Below are 19,113 nucleotides of genomic sequence, written 5' to 3'. Positions count from 1 at the left end.
AGCTGGGCACAAGATTAGCTGGGGATTTGGGGTTGTCTGCTATTCAGGTGGTGAATGGTTGATCGGCCAGAAGATCCAGAGCCCCTCACCCTAGCCCTCTCCCGGAGGGAGAGGGGACTGACCGCGCTGTACTTTCGAAGTACACCGACCTGAAATACCGAGTCGAACTCAGGTTTTGAAAAGCACAACGATCTGCTCCCTTTCCCCTCGCCCCCATGGGGGAGAGGGTTGGGGTGAGGGGGAAAGGATCTTCAGTTCGCCGCTAGACTTGAGCAGTACGCAGTTTTTCGCTGCGGCCACGTAACCATTCCAGCGTCAGCAGCAGGATCACGGAGAAGGCGATCAGCAAGGTCGCGGCAGCCGCAATCGTCGGGCTCAGGTTCTCACGAATCCCGCTAAACATTTGCCGAGGCAACGTCGCCTGCTCAGGCCCGGCGAGAAACAACGTCACCACCACCTCATCAAACGAAGTCGCAAAGGCAAACAGCGCACCCGAAATCACTCCCGGCGCAATCAGCGGCAAGGTCACCCGACGAAACGCAGTCAACGGCGATGCACCCAGACTCGCCGCTGCACGCACCAGATTGTGGTTAAAGCCCTGCAACGTCGCCGACACCGTGATGATAACAAACGGCACACCCAGCACCGCATGCACGACGATCAGCGAGAAGAAACTGTTGCCCAACCCCAGCGGCGCGAAGAACAGATAACTCGCCACACCAATGATCACCACCGGCACCACCATCGGCGAAATCACCAGCGCCATAACCAGCGATTTCCCGGGGAAGTCACCGCGAGTCAGGCCAATCGCCGCCAGCGTACCGAAGACCATTGCCAACACCGTCGCCGCCGGGGCAACAATGATGCTGTTCTTCAACGCACGCATCCATTCCGCCGAAGCGAAGAAGTCGTGGTACCACTGCAGCGAAAAGCCCTGCAGCGGATACACCAGAAAACTCCCCGAGTTGAACGACAGCGGAATGATCACCAGCACCGGCAGAATCAGGAACAACAGAATCAGGCCGCAGAGGATCCGCAGGCTGTAGAACCACACCCGTTCGATGGGCGACATGTAAGGACTCAGCATCTCGAATTCCCCTTAGCTCAGGCGCAGGCGACTGGCGCCGACCAGCCAGCTGTAAATCAGATAAAGCACCACCGTCGCCAGCAGCAACAGCCCGCCGAGTGCGGTGGCCATGCCCCAGTTGATGCTGGTGTTGGTGTAGAAGGCGACGAAGTAGCTGACCATTTGATCGTTCGGGCTGCCGAGCAGCGCCGGGGTGATGTAGTAGCCGATGGCAAGGATGAACACCAACAGGCAGCCAGCGCCGACACCGGCGTAGGTCTGCGGGAAGTACACCCGCCAGAAACTGGCGAACGGGTGGCAGCCGAGGGAGATCGCTGCACGCATGTAAGTCGGCGAGATGCCTTTCATCACGCTGTAGATCGGCAGAATCATGAACGGCAGCAGGATGTGCACCATCGAGATGTACACACCGGTGCGGTTGAACACCAGTTCCAGCGGTTTATCGATGATGCCCATCGCCATCAGACCGCTATTGATCAGGCCGCCCGATTGCAGGAGCACGATCCACGCGGCGACGCGCACCAGAATCGAGGTCCAGAACGGCAGCAGCACCAAAATCATCAGCAGGTTGCTTTGTCGCGATGGCAGGTTCGCCAGCAAATAAGCCAGTGGATAAGCCAGCAGCAGGCAGATCACGGTGATGACCAGGCCCATCCAGAAGGTGCGGGCGAAGATGTCCAGGTAGATCGCCTGATCCGGTGTAGCTGGGGCGATTTCGCCGAGGTCGTCGATACGGTGATCGACTGCCGCCAGCAGGTAATACGGGGTGATGCTGCTGGTATTGCGTTTGACCGCTTGCCAGTAGGCCGGGTCGCCCCAACGTTCGTCGAGCGCTTCCAGCGCTTCTTTATAAGAGGCCGGTTCACTGGCGAATGGCAGCGCCCGGGCGGTTTTGGTCAGCAGGCTGCGGTAGCCGGCTAACTCCATGTTCAAGCGCTTGGACAGATCGCCCAGCGTCTGGTTTTTGCGCGCTTCGGCGAGGTCTTCGCCGGCAGCTTTGTAGACCGGTTCAGCGGGCAGGCCACGACCGTCCCAACTGGCGATGGCCGCCACGGTGCGCGGCATGCCGCCGACCACTTCGGGGTTGCCGACGCTTTTGTAGAGCAGCGCCACGATCGGCACCAGAAACACCAGCAACAGAAACAGCACCAGCGGAGCTATCAGCGCTTGAGCCTTCCAGCGGTTGACCCGCTCAGCGCGCTTGAGCTTCTGCTTCAAGGTGGGGCTGTTGCCCTCGTTCAGGGGAACGGCGATGGCCATGACGTACTCCGCAAATCTTTGATCGTTACAGAGGTGGTGAACCACCTCGATCGATTGATGCACACAGATCCAAATGTGGGAGCGAGCCCTCGGTTATTTCGCAGCCCAGGAGTTGAAGCGCTGCTCCAGTTGCTCGCCGTTGTCAGCCCAGAAGCTGACGTCGATCTGCACCTGGTTGGCGATGTTTTCCGGGGTGGTCGGCATGTCTTTCAGGACGTCCTTGGCCAGCAGCGGCACAGCCTGGGTATTGGCCGGGCCGTAGGCGATGTTTTCCGAGTAGGTCTTCTGCTGCTGCGGCTGTACCGAGTAAGCGATGAACTTCTTCGCCGCTTCGGCACGCTTGGCGTCCAGACCTTTCGGGATGGCCCAGGCGTCGAAGTCGTAGATACCGCCGTTCCACACCACTTTCAGGTTGGATTCTTTCTGCACGGCAGCGATGCGACCGTTGTAGGCCGAGCTCATCACCACGTCACCGGAGGCCAGGTATTGCGGCGGTTGTGCGCCGGCTTCCCACCACTGGATGTTCGGTTTCAGCTCATCGAGCTTCTTGAACGCACGGTCCTGACCGCCCTTGCTCGCCAGTTCCTTGTAGACGTCTTTCGGCGCCACACCGTCGGCCATCAGCGCGAATTCGAGGGTGTACTTGGCGCCCTTACGCAGACCACGCTTGCCCGGGAATTTCTTGGTGTCCCAGAAATCCGCCCAACTGGTCGGTGCGGTTTTCAGCTTGTCGGCGTTGTAAGCGAGTACGGTCGACCAAACGAAGAAGCCCACGCCGCAAGGCTGAATCGCGCCTTTGACGTAGTCTTCAGTCTTGCCGAACAGCGCCGGGTCGAGTTGTTCGAACATGTCTTCGTCGCAGCCACGGGACAGCTCTGGCGATTCAACTTCCACCAGGTCCCACGACACGCTCTTGGTGTCGACCATGGCTTTGACCTTGGCCATTTCGCCGTTGTATTCGCCGGCGACGATCTTGCCGTTGCCCGCCGCTTCCCACGGTGCATAAAAGGCTTTGACTTGCGCCGCCTTGTTCGCCCCGCCAAACGACACCACGGTCAAATCCGGGCCAGCGGCCATTGCGCTGGCCGCACCCATCAGGCCCAGGGTCAGGGCGGTGAACTTCAGGGATCTCAACATTTATTGTTCTCTCCACGTGCAGGGTTGGTGTTGGTATTGCCGGGGCGATCAGTTCGCCTCTAAAAGCGGATCAAGCGCGCGAACGTGCTCGACCTGCCAGCCAAGCGGAACCACGTCACCGACGGCGAGCGCGGGATCGAGCTCGGCAATCGGCTGTTTCACGAAGAAGTCGGTCTTGCCACAGACTTCCAGGCGCACCCGGACGTGGTCGCCCAGATAGATGAATTCCTCCACCCTCCCTGAGAAGCGGTTAACGCATTGATCGCTCGAACCGTTGAGGCTGACGCGCTCCGGACGGATCGACAGGGTTACCGGTTCGCCGGTCTGGCCGACATTGACCGCCAACGCCTCGACCTTTTCGCCACGGCCCAACTCGACCACGCAACGTTCGCCGGTCTGACTGAGCAGACGGCCGTTGAGGCGGTTGTTTTCGCCGATGAAATTGGCGACGAAGGTATTTTTTGGTTCTTCGTAAAGGGTGCGCGGTGGGGCGATCTGCTGGATTTCGCCTTGATGGAATACCGCGACACGGTCGGACATGGTCAGCGCTTCACCCTGATCGTGGGTCACGTAGACCACGGTCACGCCGAGACGCTGGTGCAGGTGTTTGATTTCCATCTGCATGTGTTCACGCAGTTGTTTGTCGAGGGCGCCAAGGGGTTCATCCATCAGCACCAGTTGTGGCTCGAACACCAGCGCGCGGGCCAGCGCCACACGTTGCTGCTGACCACCGGACAATTGCGCCGGATAGCGCGAGGCGAACGCGTCGAGCTGAACCATGCTGAGGACTTTCTTCACGCGGTCGCTGACATCACTTTTGTTCAGGCCACGCACGGTCAGCGGGAACGCGAGGTTTTCCGCCACGGTCATGTGCGGGAACAGCGCGTAGTTCTGGAACACCATGCCGATGTCACGTTTGTGCGGCGGCACGTTATTGATCGAACGCCCGGCCAGCAGAATCTCGCCAGCGGTTGGTGTTTCGAATCCGGCGAGCATCATCAGGCTGGTGGTCTTGCCGGAGCCGGACGGCCCGAGCAGGGTGAGGAATTCGCCTTTGCGAATGTCCAGGTTGAGGTCTTTGACGATCAGGTTCTCGCCGTCGTAGCTCTTCTGCACTCCACGAAAGCTGACCAGCACATCACTGGCCCCTGCGTTTGTATCGACCTGGCTCATACCCACACCTTTGTTGTTGATGACTGCTTGTGGGTTAAGCCTAGTGGCTGCTGACAGGCGCGCAAATCGGGGCGCAGGAGAGAATCGCCTCAGCCGGATGGAAGGTTGGGGGTAGGGATTGCCCTACAAGGATGGCGCTGATGGATAAGGCAGTGGCGAGGGTTGAGCTGCAAGCTGCAAGAACAAGCAAAAGCGCGTGTCGCTAACAGATATGCCCAAAATTTCTGGCGCTAAGGAGATCCCCTACAGTTTTGATCGCGGTGATCTTTAGAGGAGTTTGTGTTCCATCGCGTATTTGACCAGTTCGGCCAGTGAGGTGATGTTGAGCTTCTGCATCAGCCGCGCCTTGTGAGTGCTGATGGTTTTGCTGCTCAAGGCCAGTTGCTGGGCAATGTCGTTGACATTGGCGCCTTGGGCCAGGCGTTCGAACACCGAGAATTCGCGTTCGGACAGTAATGAGTGCAGCGGCCGTGTATCGGTCAGGCCGACTTCAAACACCATGCGATCCGCCAGATCCGGATCAATATAACGTCCACCCGCCGCGACCTTGCGAATGGCGGTGAGCAACAGCGCCGGATCACTGTCTTTGGTCGCATAGCCGGCCGCGCCGACCTTCAGCGCCCGCGCTGCCATCTGCGCCTCGTCGTGCATCGACAACACCAGAATCGCCGGCGGATTGTTCAGTGCCCGGATGCGCGGAATTGCTTCGAGGCCATTGACCCCGGGCATGGAAATGTCGAGCAGCACCACTTCGCACGGAATATGGCGCAGGGTTTCGAGCAGTTGTTCACCGTTGCTCGCCTCGCCCACCACTTGCAGGTCCTTGGCCAGGCCGATCAATTGCTTGATGCCTTCGCGGACGATGGTGTGGTCTTCGGCTACCAGTACACGAATCAAATCTTTTCTCCAGATTTCAGGTACACACCAATCCCTGTGGGAGCGAGCCTGCTCGCGATAGCGTCAGCCCAAACACCACAAGTCTTCAAACCTCACTCACCGGCACCCGCACCACCAGACTGGTGCCCTCCCCCGGTTCACTCTCCAGCACCAGCCGCCCACCCATGATCAGCACCCGCTCACGCATGCCCACCAGACCAAACGAAGTCGGCCGACCGGCAGTGGCGACGAATCCTACGCCATCATCACTGACCGTCAGACACACTTCGTCGCCTTCCAGCGCCAGCGTCAGTTCCACAGTATGCGCCTGGGCATGCCGCATCACATTGGTCAGCGCCTCCTGCAAAATCCGAAACAACCCAATCGCCTTGGCATCACTGAGCGCAGGCAGATTGTCCGGCACCTGCACCAGACACGGAATCTGTGTACGCGCTTCAAATCGCCGCGCCTGCCATTCGATCGCCGAAGCGATCCCGGCATCGAGAATCGGTGGGCGCAGCGCCGTCGCCACATCGCGCACCAATTGAAACAACTGCGCGATCAGGCGTTTCATGCTGTTTAGCCGTTCATTCAGACCGGGATCGAGTTGCGCGTAGGCCAGTTCGCACATCGATGTTTCCAGCTTCAGCACCGTCAACATTTGCCCCAATTCATCGTGAACCTCGCGAGCAATGCGCGCCTTCTCTTCTTCACGCACGCTCTCAAGGTGCGCCGACAGTTCGCGCAGTTGCTCACGCGATGCCGCCAGCTCCAACTCGATACGCTTGCTCTCGGTGATGTCCCAGACGATGCCATCCCAGACGTAAGCGCCATCCTCCAGTTGCCGGGTGATCGCCTTGATCTCGGCCCAGCGCTGTTCGCCCTGACGCGTGAGGATTCGGCCCTGCCATGACCAGTCGCTGTCGGTGTCCAGCGCCTGATCCTGAGTGCGGTGATAACTGGCCTTGTCGTCGGGATGCACCAGACTGCGCAGGCCCATGTCGCGATGAGCGATAGCGGCCGGTGCGTAGCCGACCAGACTTTCACTGCCCTCACTGATATAGGCAAAGTCGATCTGCCCAGTCACTGGCGCCCGCTCCAGACGGAACACCAGCCCCGGCACGTTGGCGGCGATACCTTGCAGACGCGCCTCGCTTTCCTGCAAAGCCGCCAAAGCGCGACGGCGGTCGGTGACGTCGGTGAGGTACACCACCAGATATTCACTGTCGCGGAAACGCAGAAAACTCAGCGACACGTCCGCAGGTAAAACACTGCCATCGGCGCGCACGCAACTGGTCTCGAAACTCAGCGGCCCTTCTTCGCTGGCACGCGCGCGCTTCCACAGGTTGAGCCAGCGATCCATGTGCAGGCCCGGTTCGAAGTCGATCAGCGGTCGCTCGATCAATCCGCCTGAGGGATAACCGAGCATGACTTCCGCCGCGCGATTGGCGTAGCGCACATGGCTGTCCCAGTTGACCCAGAGGATGCCGACAGTGCTTTGATCGATGGAGAACTGCGTCAACCGCAGCGCTTCTTCACTGGCCGCGCGCAAGGCGATGTCTTCCCGCGCGGCCAGCAGCCGCTGTTCGAGGCTGTGCTGTTGGCGGCGCTGCCAGAATACGATCGCGACACAACTGAGCAGCATTACCGCGAACAACAGACTGAGGTTCTGCCAGAACCCCCGTGACTCCGACAGCCGCGGATATTTCGGTTGCAGCCATTGGCTGTGCAATTGCTCCAGATCCTTGGCGGGGACTGCACGCAAGGCGCTTTGGACGATGCCGGCCAACTCTGGCCAATCGCGGCGTGAGCCGACTCGCAGCAGTTGCGGCAGGCCGATGTCGCCGACCACCACCAACTCGGCGAACTCCGGTTCCGCCGACAACCGTCCGAGTTGCGCCTCATCGACCACAGCGTAAGTAGCCTGCTGACTCAACAGCAACTGCAACGCCTGACGCTCCAGCGGCACACCTTGCAGATTCAGATGGGGGTAGTTGCCGCGCAGATAGTCGGCGGTGCTGCTGGGCATGCGCACGGCGACGCGGGTCTGGCTGTCGAGTTTCTCCAGATCGACCACACCACTGGCTTTCTGGTCGCTGACCACCAGTTGTGGCACGCGCATGTACGGATCGGAAAATTGCCACAGGCGCAGCGCACTCGGGGTTTGACTGAGGCCCGGAGCGATATCGACCTCGCCCTCGCGCACGGCGGTTTCCAGTTGTGCGAGATCCTGAAAATTGCGCCAGCTCAATTCGACGTCGAGCGCCTTGGCCAACAACTTCATCAGCTCGACGTTGGCCCCGGACAGCCGTTGCAGGCGCCGGTCGTATTGCGCATACGGCGCTTGCAACACCAGGCCGACGCGCAATTCACTGTGCTGCGCCAGCCATTGCTGCTGGCTTGCCGACAACTGTGCGAGATGAGACGGCGGCGCAGGCGCCGCCCAGCCCATCAAGGGAAACCATAAACAGCCGATAACCCACAGGCAGCAAAATCGCTTCATTGAAGTCTCATACACTGACAAATTCTGACCAACCCATTAGGCTGCCGGGATACTTTCTGGCCTGGAATAACCGATGCCCTCTGTTTACCGCCTGGCACTGCCAGCATTGTGCCTGTCGCTGATCCTGCCTTGTGCGTTTTCCGTCAACGCCGCCGACCCCGCCCCTGCGGCGGAAAAACCGGCAGAAGAAAAACCGGCCGAACGCCAGCCATTGCTAGAGCGTAGTCAGGAAGAGGCCGCCGCACTGGAACGTCAAGTTCCGGCGCAAGAACAGCAACAGTTGCAGGCCGGCAGCGACACCTTCCTCGCCCTGTGGAAACCGGCCAACACCGCCGACCCCAAAGGTGCGGTGATCATCATTCCTGGCGCTGGCGAAACCGCTGACTGGCCACAGGCAATCGGCCCGCTGCGGCGTAAATTGCCCGATGCGCAGTGGAGCAGCCTGAGTATTACGCTGCCCGACCTGCAAAGCGATGCCATCGCGGCGCGTGTCGTCGAAGCGCCCGCTGTGCCGAAAGCGCCGGAGTCCGGCAGCAAAGACGCCACCACCGCGCAGCCGATCGAGCAGGCCGCTGGCGGTGAAACCGAAGTGGCGGATCAAGTAGTCGCCGAAACCACTGAAGAGCAATCCAAGGCTGACGCCGAACGCATCTTCGCGCGCATCGACGCCGCGCTTGCCTACGCCGAGCAGCAGAGCGCACGCAGTATTGTTGTGCTTGGACACGGCACGGGCGCCTATTGGGCCGCGCGATACCTGAGCGAAAAACAAACGGCGCAGGTGGAGAAATTTGTCATGGTCGATGCGCAGATGCCGGCCAAGGCAAAACCGGCGTTGGCCGAGTTGACGCCAACGCTGAAATTGCCGACGGCCGATATTTTCTACATGGACAAGCCGCTGGATCGCAACGCGGCGCTGGAGCGCATGCAGGCGAGCAAGCGCTTGAAGACCTCGGCGTTCAGCCAGGTCGCGCTCAGAGCCTTGCCAGACAACAAGGCTGAGCAGGAACAGTTGTTCCGCCGGGTGCGTGGCTGGTTGAACCCGCAGAACACGGACTGACCGAATAAGACCGAGGCGCCTTCATTCGCGAGCAAGCTCGCTCCCACAATGGATTGTGTACGCAGATCCAATGTGGGAGCGAGCTTGCTCGCGAAGGGGCCATCACTGGCAACACAGCTCTAACGGTTAGCGAAAATCCCGCCGCTCACGAATCAACGTGTAGGCATTGTGCAGCTCACGGGTTTTATCGGTTGCTTCACGCACCTGCACTGGCGTCGCCCCTGACCCGGCAATCTTGTCCGGATGATGACGACTGAGCAGGCGCCGATAAGCGCGCTTGATCTGCGCCGGTTCACTGGACGCCGACACGCCCAATAAACGCATCGCCTCCTGATAACTCACTGCAGCACTGACGATCGGTCGTTTGCCCGGCTCGTAATCACTGGCCAATGCCTGCACCTGATGCGTCGTCCAGCCGAGCCACTTGCCCCACTGCGCCAGCAATTCACGCTCACTGACACCCGCGCGGCCATCGGCCCAGACCATCCGCCAACAGGCGCGCAACACACCTTCGCTGGCGTGCGGCTGGACACTGAGGCGGCGCAGATAACCGCGCAGATTGTCGCTGCCGGACTTGCCACGGTTGAACGCGGCAATCGCCCGACGTGTCGCCGGTTCGCTCATCTCCAGCGCACGCATCTCGTTTCGCGCCTGCTGGATATGCCCATCGGTGACGCGACCGTCGCTCTTGGCCAGACGACCGAGCAACACGAACAACAATTCATCATTGCGCAGCATCGGCTTACCGCCGAGCTTTTCCCGCAGATGCCCCCAGCTCTGCAAGTGCAGACGCCGATCCAGCGCCTGCCCCAACAATGCCCCAAGCATGGCCCCCGGAATGCTGGCAACTGCAAAACCCGCTCCGGCTCCAATCAGAGTCCCTGGCCACAACATGTCAGCGACTCGCTTCTATCAAGGTTTCAGCTTCGGCCAGACGCTCGTGCGTACCGACATCAACCCAGTGACCTTTCAGACGCTCGCCCGTGACTTCACTAGCCGCCATGGCCTTGCGCAGCAGCGGTGCCAGTTTGAAAGCACCGTCGCTGCAGCCATCGAACAGTTGCGGATGAAGTACGGCGATGCCGCTGTAGGTCAGGGTTTGCGCGTCAGGTTGGCCGTCGTGCACCTTACCGTCGATCAGTGTGAAATCGCCGTTCGGGTGGTGCGCCGGATTGTCAGCCAGCACCAGATGCGCGAGCCCGTTGATCGGCTGATGCAGCACGCTGAAATCGTAATCGGTCCAGATATCACCGTTGACCACCAGAAAGGCATCATCGCCGAGCAGCGGCAGCGCGCGGAAAATCCCGCCGCCGGTTTCCAGTGGTTCACCTTCCGGCGAGTACTGAATGCTCACGCCAAACTGCGAACCGTCCCCCAGGTAATCTTCGATCTGCTGACCGAGCCAGGCGTGGTTGATGACGATCTCGTTGAATCCTGCGGCCGCCAAAGCGCGCAGGTGATACTCGATCAGTGGCACGCCACCCGCACGTACCAGCGGTTTCGGCGTGGTCAGGGTCAGCGGGCGCATGCGCTCGCCTTTGCCTGCCGCCAGAATCATTGCCTTCATGCTGGCGCTCCGCCCCGCAGGCTGGTGAACAGCGCTTGCAGCTCCGCCAGTTCAGGGCGACGCGCAATCACCGCTTCTATATAGGAGAAGAAACGCGGTACGTCGGCCAGATAACGCGGCTTGCCGTCGCGGTGACAGATACGCGCAAAGATGCCGATGACTTTCAGGTGACGCTGCACGCCCATCAGATCACTGGCGCGCAGGAAATCTTCGAAGTCAGGCTGCACCGGGATGTTCAGCGCCGAGGCTTGTTGCCAATAACTTTCCAGCCAGCCGCGTACACGTTCTTCAGGCCAGCTGAGGAAGGCATCCTTGAACAGGCAGGTCACGTCGTAGGTCACCGGACCATAAACCGCATCCTGGAAATCCAGCACACCGGGATTCGGCTCGCTGAGCATCAGGTTGCGCGGCATGTAGTCACGGTGCACCAGCACTTTGGGCTGCGCGAGGGCGCTGTCGATCAACAGGTCGCTGATATGTTGCCATTGTTGCTGCTGGACCGCGTCGAACTCGATGCCGAGCTCACGCTTCACATACCACTCGGGGAACAGTTCCAGTTCACGGCGCAGCAACGCCACGTCGTAACTCGGCAACGGCGCAACCATCGGCAACTGCTGAAAAGCCAGCAGCGCTTGCAGGGCATCGTCGAACAAAGCATCGGCATTTTCGCCATCGATCACGTCGAGATAGGTCTTGTTGCCCAGGTCATTGAGCAAAAGAAAACCGCGCTCGAGGTCTTCGGCATAAATTTTCGGCACATTTATTCCGGATTTCGCCAGCAAAAAGGCGATATCCACGAACGGTTTGCAGTTTTCCTGGGGTGGCGGCGCGTCCATCACGACAAAGCTGCGACCCTCTCCTTCCCAACGGAAGTAACGGCGGAAACTCGCGTCGCTGCTGGCCGCAGTCAACGTGGCCGGGGGCACGGCGCCCCAGCCCTGATCTGCAAACAGGGTTGCCAACTGCTCATCGAGCCAAACTTTCAGGTGTTGCAAGCGTACATCTTGGTCAGGCATTGCAAGGGTCTCCGACGGCGCTAGCCGTCAAGCGGGTCATGCTTTATTATCCAGCATCTTTTTCAGACCATCGAGAGGCGTGCGGCCCACACCGCGGGCAGATGGCACGCAGGAAGCCCGGACTAATAAGATGGCATTGAAATCCCCCGCGTTTCGTAAAAAATTTCCGTTGTTGGTAACCGGCAGTCTGCTGGCTATGCAACCTCTGGCCAGTCAATTCGTTGTTGCCGCCGAGCAGTATGACTGCTCCGTCTCGGCTTCGGGTGGTTGGGCCTGTGCGCCCAAATCAACCGCTGCTGCGTTGCCGCCGCGCCCAGTGCATGACGGCAGTGCCGTCAGTGCCACCGGCGAAGCGGCGAGCGAGAACGGTTCGACTGCCGACACAGCCCCTAAAACGGCATTGGTCACCGAAGCCAAGGGCCGCGGCCTGAAGTCCCGTAGCGAAGACTTCAGTCACCTCGACTGGGTTCCGCGCGAGAAGCTCACCGCCGCTCAATTGGCCGAGACCGGACCTTACTGCTCTGGTGCCTATATCGAACCGATTCGTCCTGGCATGAATGACAAGACGAATAAAAGTGACGCCCCGACCTTTATCGGCGCGAAAGCCTCGCGCTATAACACCGATGATCAAGTCGGTACGCTGGCCGGTGATGTCGTCCTGCGTCAGGGCAGCATGCAGGTCGAATCCGACGAGGCCAGCCTGTATCAGGCCGAGAGCCGCGCCGAACTCAATGGCGATGTGCGTATCCGTGACAACGGCGCGCTGATCGTCGGCGATCACGCCGATGTGCAACTCGACACCGGTGAAGCCAAGGTCGACAACGCTGAATACGTGATGCACAAATCGCGCATCCGCGGTAACGCGCTGTACGCCAAGCGTGCAGAAAACGCGATCATCCGCCTGAAAGACGGCACGTACACCACGTGCGAACCGAACAGCAACGCCTGGCAGCTCAAGGGCAACAACATTACCTTGAACCCAGCCACCGGCTTCGGTACCGCGACCAACGTGACGCTGCGCGTAAAAGACATTCCGATTCTGTACACGCCGTACATCTATTTCCCGATCGACGACCGTCGCCAGTCGGGCTTCCTGCCGCCGACCATCGGCAGCGGCAGCGATACCGGCTTCATGCTGGTTACACCGTACTACTTCAACCTGGCGCCGAACTATGACGCCACGTTGTACCCGCGTTACATGAGCAAGCGCGGCATGTTGGTGGAAGGTGAGTTCCGTTACCTGACCAAGTCGAGTGAAGGTCAGTTTGGTGCGGCGTATCTGAATGACGAAGACGATGATCGCAAGCGTCAGTCCGACTACAACGAGACTCGCTACATGTACAACTGGCAACACAAGGGCGGTCTCGACTCCCGCGTGTTCACCCAGGTTGACTACACCAAGATCAGCGATCCGTATTATTTCCAGGACTTGCAAACCGACCAGATCGGCGTCAAGAGCGAAGACTTCGTCAACCAGCAGGGTTCGATCACCTATCGTGGTGACAGCTACACTGCGCGTCTGAACGCCCAGGCGTATCAACTGGCCACCGTTTCGAACATCACGCCTTACGACCGTCTGCCGCAGATCACCTTCAACGGTCAACTGCCGTATCATCCGGAAGGCTTGAACTTCGATTACGAGACTGAGCTCGTCCGTTTCGACCGTGATCTGAGAAGCGGCACGTTTGTACAGGAAGATGGCGTCACAACCGAGTCGCGTCTGGACAACAACATCACAGGTCTGGCACGTGCCAATGGCGACCGCTTGAATCTCAAGCCGGGTGTCAGCCTGCCAATGAACTGGACTTATGGCTTCCTGAAGCCATCGCTGAAATATCAGTACACCCAGTATCAGCTTGACCTGGACAACACCGGCAAATCGCAGATCGATGCGATGACTGCAGAGCAAAAGAAACTCAACGGTGAATTCGACAGTAACCAGAACCGTGGCGTACCGATCGCCAGCATCGACGGTGGCCTTTACTTCGACCGCAATACCCAGTATTTCGGCAAAAACTACCGTCAGACTCTGGAACCACGCCTGTTCTATCTCTATGTACCTGAGGTCGACCAGGAAGATATTCCAGTGTTCGATACCAGCGAATACACCTTTAACTATGCATCGCTGTTCCGTGACAACCGCTTCTCCGGCTCCGACCGTGTCGGTGACGAGAACAAACTGTCGCTGGGCGTGACCAGCCGCTGGATCGAAGATGACGGTTTTGAACGTCAACGCATCAGCGTAGGCCAGGCGTTGTATTTCAAGGATCGCAAGGTTCAACTGCCAGGCATCGCATTCAACGATCGTGACGACGCCAAGTCCAACGTCTCGCCATATGCTCTGGAATACGAATACCGCTGGAACCGCGATTGGCGGACCACTGCCGACTACAACTGGGATCCGGACAGCCGCAGCCCGCGTTCCGGCAGCGCGATGTTCCACTACCAGCCGGAAGACAACCCGAACAAGGTTATCAACGTCGGCTATCGCTATCGCAACGACCAGGTTCGCTACGACCAGAACACCGGTAAGTGGACTGTGGGCGGTGGCGACTACGGTACCCCTGGCACGCCTGGCTACGTGAAGGATTACTACAAGATCCAGCAGCATGACTTCTCGGTCATCTGGCCGATCGTTCCACAGTGGAACGCGATCAGCCGCTGGCAGTATGACTACAACCGCAACCGTACCCTGGAAGCCTTCGGTGGTTTCGAGTACGACAACTGCTGCTGGAAACTACGCCTGATCAACCGTTACTGGGTTTCCTATGACGAGTTCAGCCAGGAAGCTCCGCAAAACGAGAAAGGCGACCATGGCATCTTCCTCCAAATTGTTCTGAAGGGACTCGGCGGCCTCACCGGCGCCAAGGTAGAGAGCTTCCTCGACAAAGGCATTCAAGGTTATCGTGAACGTGAAGACCAAGCTTTCTGATTGTCTGCGCCCGCTGGTGTTGGGCGCGCTGTTCCTGGGTACTGCGGCCAACGCCGCAGTACAGTCCATCGATAAAGTGGTAGCGATCGTCGACAACGATGTGGTCATGCAGAGCCAACTGGATCAACGCGTCCACGAAGTTCAGCAGACCATCGCCAAGCGTGGTGGCGGTCTGCCGCCTGCGGGTGTGCTGGATCAGCAGGTGCTCGAACGCCTGATCGTTGAAAACCTGCAATTGCAGATCGGCGAACGTTCCGGCATCCGCATCACCGATGAAGAGCTGAACCAGGCGGTCGGCACCATTGCCCAGCGTAACAACATGACCGTGGATCAGTTCCGCGCCGCACTGGCTCACGACGGCCTGTCCTACGACGACGCACGTGACCAGATCCGCCGGGAAATGATCATCAGCCGTGTCCGTCAGCGTCGCGTGGCAGAGCGCATTCAGGTCTCCGAACAGGAAGTGAAGAACTTCCTCGCCTCCGACCTGGGCAAGATGCAACTGTCCGAAGAACTGCACTTGGCCAACATCCTGATCCCGACCCCGGAAAGTGCCAACTCTGAAGCGATTCAGAACGCCGCACGTCAGGCGATGGAGGTTTACCAGCAGCTCAAGCAAGGCGCCGACTTCGGCCAGATGGCCGTTGCCAAGTCCGCCAGCGACAACGCACTGGAAGGCGGCGACATGGGCTGGCGTAAAGCCGCGCAACTGCCACCACCGTTTGATCGTGAACTGAGCAGCATGGCCATCGGCGATATCACTCAGCCTGCGCGCACTCCAGGTGGTTTCATCATCCTGAAGTTGCTGGCCAAGCGTGGCGGCGAAGCCCAGATGCGTGATGAAGTGCATGTGCGCCACATCCTCGTCAAGCCGAGCCCGATCCGCGACGAAGCCAAGACCAAAGCGCTGGTTCAATCGCTGTATGACCGCATCGTCGCCGGCGAAGACTTCGCCGAACTGGCGAAGAACTATTCGGAAGACCCCGGTTCTGCCCTCAACGGCGGCGACCTGAACTGGATCGACCCGAACGCACTGGTACCGGAATTCCGCGAAGTGATGGCCAAGACCCCACAAGGTCAGCTGTCCAAGCCATTCCAGACCCAATACGGCTGGCACGTTCTGGAAGTCCTTGGCCGTCGCGCCACCGACAGCACCGAACAGGCCCGCGAGCAGCAAGCCATGACCGTACTGCGTAACCGCAAATACGATGAAGAGCTGCAAACCTGGCTGCGTCAGATTCGTGACGAAGCGTACGTAGAGATCAAACTCCCTGGTGCAGACCAGGCAGCGCAGTGAAACCCCAGCGTTTCGCGCTGACACCCGGCGAACCAGCCGGCATCGGTCCCGACCTGTGCCTGCTGCTCGCCTCGCAAGCCCAGCCACATCCCCTGATTGCCATCACCAGCCGCGACCTGCTCCTTGAGCGGGCCGCGCAGCTGGGGCTGGTCGTCAATCTGCTGGATGTTGCGCCCGATCACTGGCCGGACGCCCCGGCGCCCGCAAACAGCCTGTATGTCTGGGATACGCCACTGAGCGCCCCCGTGGTTGCCGGGCAACTGGACAAGGCTAATGCCGCTTTCGTCCTCGAAACCCTGACCCGCGCCGGCAACGGCTGCCTGAACGGCGATTTTGCCGGGATGATCACCGCGCCCGTTCACAAAGGCGTGATCAACGAATCGGGCATCGCGTTCTCCGGGCACACGGAGTTTCTGGCTGACCTGACCCATACCGAACAAGTAGTGATGATGCTGGCAACGCGCGGTTTGCGTGTGGCACTGGTCACCACTCACCTGCCCCTGCGCGACATCGCCGATGCGATCACGCCGGAACGGCTGGAACGGGTCACACGGATTCTGCACAGCGACCTGCAAAACAAGTTCGGCATCGCCCAGCCACGCATCCTGGTCTGCGGACTTAACCCGCACGCCGGTGAAGGCGGCCACCTGGGCCATGAAGAAATCGACATCATTGAACCTACCTTAGAGCGCCTGCGCGGCGAGGGCATGGACCTTCGTGGCCCGCTGCCTGCCGACACTCTGTTTACCCCCAAATATCTGGAGCACTGCGACGCAGTGCTGGCGATGTACCACGACCAGGGTTTGCCTGTGCTCAAGTACAAAGGCTTCGGCGCTGCCGTCAACGTGACCCTTGGCTTGCCGATCATCCGCACGTCGGTTGACCATGGCACCGCCCTGGATCTGGCCGGCAGCGGCAAGATCGATACCGGCAGCCTGCAAGTCGCCCTGGAAACCGCCTACCAGATGGCCGAGACCCGTTTATGACCGAGCAATACCAACACAAGGCGCGCAAACGCTTTGGCCAGAACTTCCTGCACGATGCCGGCGTTATCGACCGCATACTGCGCTCCATCAGCGCCAAGTCTGAAGACCGCCTGCTGGAAATCGGCCCGGGCCAGGGCGCATTGACCGCCGGCCTGCTCAACTCCGGCGCGCAACTCGATGTGGTGGAACTGGACAAGGATCTGATCCCGATCCTCAACCAGCAGTTTGCCGGCAAGAACAACTTCAACCTGCACCAGGGCGATGCACTGAAGTTCGACTTCAACACGCTCAACGCCGCACCGAACAGCCTGCGTGTGGTCGGCAACCTGCCGTACAACATCTCGACACCGCTGATTTTTCACCTGCTGAACAACGCCGGCATCATTCGCGACATGCACTTCATGCTGCAGAAAGAAGTCGTCGAGCGCCTGGCCGCAGGCCCGGGCGGCGGTGACTGGGGTCGTCTGTCGATCATGGTTCAGTACCACTGCCGCGTAGAGCACCTGTTCAACGTCGGCCCGGGCGCGTTCAACCCGCCGCCGAAAGTCGACTCGGCCATCGTTCGCCTGGTACCGCACGCCGTGCTGCCGCACCCGGCCAAGGATCACAAGTTGCTCGAGCGTGTTGTGCGCGAAGCGTTCAACCAACGCCGCAAGACCCTGCGCAACACCCTCAAGCAATTGCTCAGCAATGCCGAGATCGAAGCCGCCGGCGTCGATGGCAGCCTGCGTCCGGAGCAACTGGATCTGGCCGCGTTCGTACGCTTGGCCGACCAGCTCGCCATTCAGGTCCCGGCCTCCCCCGCCGCCGACTGACAAGCGATGAACGCTATCGGGCAGGACGCCACTCTGGTTTACTGCCCGATACTTGCCTAGACTGATTCCCCATCAGCTACGCCCCGCGTTCCGCTTCGTTTAAGGCCCCTTGCATGTCCGATTCCCGTTACCAGGTCGATGTCAGCGTCGTTACCCGCTATCTGGCAGACCAATCGCAACCCGAGCACGACCGCTTCGCCTTCGCCTACACCATCACCGTGCAGAACAATGGCGCGATTCCGGCCAAGCTGCTGTCACGGCACTGGGTGATCACCGATGGTGATGGCCATGTCGAGGAAGTACGCGGCGCCGGCGTCGTGGGTCAGCAACCGTTGATCAATGCCGGGCAAAGCCACACCTACAGTAGCGGCACGGTGATGACCACCAAGGTCGGCACCATGCAGGGCACCTACGAAATGGTTGCCGACGATGGCAAACATTTCGACGCCATCATCAAACCTTTCCGCCTGGCAGTGCCCGGAGCCCTGCACTGATGGCGACGTATGCCGTCGGCGACCTGCAAGGCTGCCTCGAACCGCTCAAGTGCCTGCTCAAGCAAGTGGCATTCGATCCGACGCTTGATCGGCTGTGGCTGGTGGGCGATCTGGTCAACCGTGGCCCGCAATCACTGGAAACCCTGCGCTTTCTCTTTGGCATGCGCCAATCGCTGGTCTGCGTACTTGGCAACCATGACCTGCATCTGCTGGCAGCGGCGAAAAACATCGAGCGCCTGAAGAAGTCCGACACCTTGCGCGAGATTCTCGATGCACCGGACAGCGCTGAATTACTCGAGTGGGTACGCCAGCAAAAGCTCATGCATTACGACGAGACACGTGATGTCGCCATGGTGCATGCCGGCATTCCGCCGCAGTGGTCCCTGAGCCGCGCGTTGAAGTGCGCCGCTGAAGTCGAAAGCGCCCTGCGTGACGACAATCTGTTCCCCGCCTACCTCGACGGCATGTACGGCAACGACCCGGCGAAATGGGACAACGACCTTAAAGGCGTGACCCGCCTGCGCGTCATCACCAACTATTTCACGCGCATGCGCTTCTGCACCGCCGAGGGCAAGCTCGACCTCAAGAGCAAAGAAGGCCTCGACACCGCGCCCGCCGGTTACAAACCGTGGTTCCAGCATAAAGAGCGCAAAACGAAAGGCTTGCGAATCATCTTCGGCCACTGGGCAGCACTCGAAGGCAATATCCATGAGCCAGGTATCTCGGCGCTGGACACCGGTTGTGTCTGGGGCGGCAGCCTGACCCTGATGAATGTCGACAGCGGTGAACGCTTGTCATGCAAATGCGATGAACACGGCGGCCTCGCCCCGACTGTCGCACCACTTATCCCCCAAACTTCGCCAGTCAGCGTCCCGCGTTAGACTGCGCTTTCAGCCGAGCAACAGGAACCCGC

General features: G+C 59.9%; 16 protein-coding genes. 7 read left to right on the top strand and 9 right to left on the bottom strand.

Going from position 1 to position 19,113, the window contains the following annotated elements; translation table 11 throughout:
* Positions 1 to 262 precede the first annotated feature (262 nt).
* The 6 genes from GTU76_RS19375 to GTU76_RS19350 form a co-directional block, all read right to left on the bottom strand.
* Complete coding sequence (locus GTU76_RS19375) at positions 263 to 1,087, bottom strand: ABC transporter permease (protein WP_016985352.1); 825 nt, start codon at positions 1,085 to 1,087, stop codon at positions 263 to 265.
* Between the two features lie 12 nt (positions 1,088 to 1,099).
* A complete protein-coding gene (locus GTU76_RS19370) occupies positions 1,100 to 2,347 on the bottom strand; it encodes an ABC transporter permease (protein ID WP_122604300.1) in 1,248 nt (415 codons plus the stop codon).
* 93 nt (positions 2,348 to 2,440) lie between these two features.
* Positions 2,441 to 3,484 carry an ABC transporter substrate-binding protein gene (locus GTU76_RS19365; RefSeq protein ID WP_016983607.1) on the bottom strand — a complete coding sequence of 348 codons (1,044 nt, stop codon included), beginning with the start codon at positions 3,482 to 3,484 and terminating at the stop codon, positions 2,441 to 2,443.
* Positions 3,485 to 3,532: 48 nt separating this feature from the next.
* A complete protein-coding gene (locus GTU76_RS19360; RefSeq protein ID WP_180699357.1) occupies positions 3,533 to 4,657 on the bottom strand; it encodes an ABC transporter ATP-binding protein in 1,125 nt (374 codons plus the stop codon).
* 267 nt (positions 4,658 to 4,924) lie between these two features.
* Positions 4,925 to 5,554 (bottom strand): response regulator, encoded by a 630-nt coding sequence (locus tag GTU76_RS19355; protein WP_016983609.1) that lies wholly within the window; start codon positions 5,552 to 5,554, stop codon positions 4,925 to 4,927.
* An 85-nt stretch (positions 5,555 to 5,639) separates the two neighbouring features.
* Positions 5,640 to 8,036, bottom strand: a complete 2,397-nt coding sequence (locus tag GTU76_RS19350) for a PAS domain-containing sensor histidine kinase (RefSeq protein ID WP_180699356.1) — start codon at positions 8,034 to 8,036, stop codon at positions 5,640 to 5,642.
* A 73-nt stretch (positions 8,037 to 8,109) separates the two neighbouring features.
* On the opposite strand from GTU76_RS19350, the gene GTU76_RS19345 reads away from it, so the two are divergent.
* Positions 8,110 to 9,093, top strand: coding sequence for an alpha/beta hydrolase family protein (locus GTU76_RS19345; protein WP_180699355.1), 984 nt, complete (start codon positions 8,110 to 8,112; stop codon positions 9,091 to 9,093).
* 126 nt (positions 9,094 to 9,219) lie between these two features.
* Here GTU76_RS19345 and GTU76_RS19340 read toward each other — a convergent pair whose 3' ends face one another.
* Genes GTU76_RS19340 through GTU76_RS19330 form a run of 3 tightly spaced genes read right to left on the bottom strand, consistent with a single transcriptional unit; the run spans position 9,220 to position 11,676 of the window.
* Entirely contained in the window at positions 9,220 to 9,987 is a 768-nt protein-coding gene (locus GTU76_RS19340; RefSeq protein ID WP_180699354.1) for a DnaJ domain-containing protein, read from the bottom strand.
* A gap of 1 nt (position 9,988) precedes the next feature.
* A complete protein-coding gene (gene murU, locus GTU76_RS19335) occupies positions 9,989 to 10,660 on the bottom strand; it encodes an N-acetylmuramate alpha-1-phosphate uridylyltransferase MurU (RefSeq protein WP_175555463.1) in 672 nt (223 codons plus the stop codon).
* Complete coding sequence (locus GTU76_RS19330; protein WP_180699353.1) at positions 10,657 to 11,676, bottom strand: aminoglycoside phosphotransferase family protein; 1,020 nt, start codon at positions 11,674 to 11,676, stop codon at positions 10,657 to 10,659. Before GTU76_RS19330 ends, murU begins: the two co-directional genes overlap by 4 nt.
* A gap of 130 nt (positions 11,677 to 11,806) precedes the next feature.
* Here GTU76_RS19330 and GTU76_RS19325 point away from each other — a divergent pair, with 130 nt between their 5' ends.
* The 6 genes from GTU76_RS19325 to GTU76_RS19300 all read left to right on the top strand — a co-directional run bounded on the left by GTU76_RS19325 (position 11,807) and on the right by GTU76_RS19300 (position 19,081).
* Positions 11,807 to 14,608, top strand: coding sequence for an LPS-assembly protein LptD (locus tag GTU76_RS19325; protein ID WP_016983615.1), 2,802 nt, complete (start codon positions 11,807 to 11,809; stop codon positions 14,606 to 14,608).
* Positions 14,583 to 15,905 (top strand): peptidylprolyl isomerase SurA, encoded by a 1,323-nt coding sequence (gene surA / locus GTU76_RS19320; protein ID WP_175555466.1) that lies wholly within the window; start codon positions 14,583 to 14,585, stop codon positions 15,903 to 15,905. The genes GTU76_RS19325 and surA overlap by 26 nt, the downstream gene beginning before the upstream one ends.
* Complete coding sequence (gene pdxA / locus GTU76_RS19315; RefSeq protein WP_180699352.1) at positions 15,902 to 16,891, top strand: 4-hydroxythreonine-4-phosphate dehydrogenase PdxA; 990 nt, start codon at positions 15,902 to 15,904, stop codon at positions 16,889 to 16,891. Before surA ends, pdxA begins: the two co-directional genes overlap by 4 nt.
* Entirely contained in the window at positions 16,888 to 17,706 is an 819-nt protein-coding gene (rsmA, locus tag GTU76_RS19310; RefSeq protein WP_016983135.1) for a 16S rRNA (adenine(1518)-N(6)/adenine(1519)-N(6))-dimethyltransferase RsmA, read from the top strand. Before pdxA ends, rsmA begins: the two co-directional genes overlap by 4 nt.
* A gap of 113 nt (positions 17,707 to 17,819) precedes the next feature.
* A complete protein-coding gene (apaG, locus tag GTU76_RS19305; protein ID WP_016983136.1) occupies positions 17,820 to 18,200 on the top strand; it encodes a Co2+/Mg2+ efflux protein ApaG in 381 nt (126 codons plus the stop codon).
* The gene (locus GTU76_RS19300) at positions 18,200 to 19,081 is read left to right on the top strand and encodes a symmetrical bis(5'-nucleosyl)-tetraphosphatase (protein WP_175555468.1); all 882 of its coding nucleotides are present in this window, start codon (positions 18,200 to 18,202) and stop codon (positions 19,079 to 19,081) included. The genes apaG and GTU76_RS19300 overlap by 1 nt, the downstream gene beginning before the upstream one ends.
* Positions 19,082 to 19,113 lie beyond the last annotated feature (32 nt).

Origin of the sequence: Pseudomonas crudilactis (assembly GCF_013433315.1) — a bacterium.
Taxonomy (GTDB): Bacteria; Pseudomonadota; Gammaproteobacteria; order Pseudomonadales; family Pseudomonadaceae; genus Aquipseudomonas; species Aquipseudomonas crudilactis.
The sequence above is the reverse complement of the archived record's forward strand: the minus strand, read 5'-3'. Positions and strand labels throughout refer to the sequence as shown.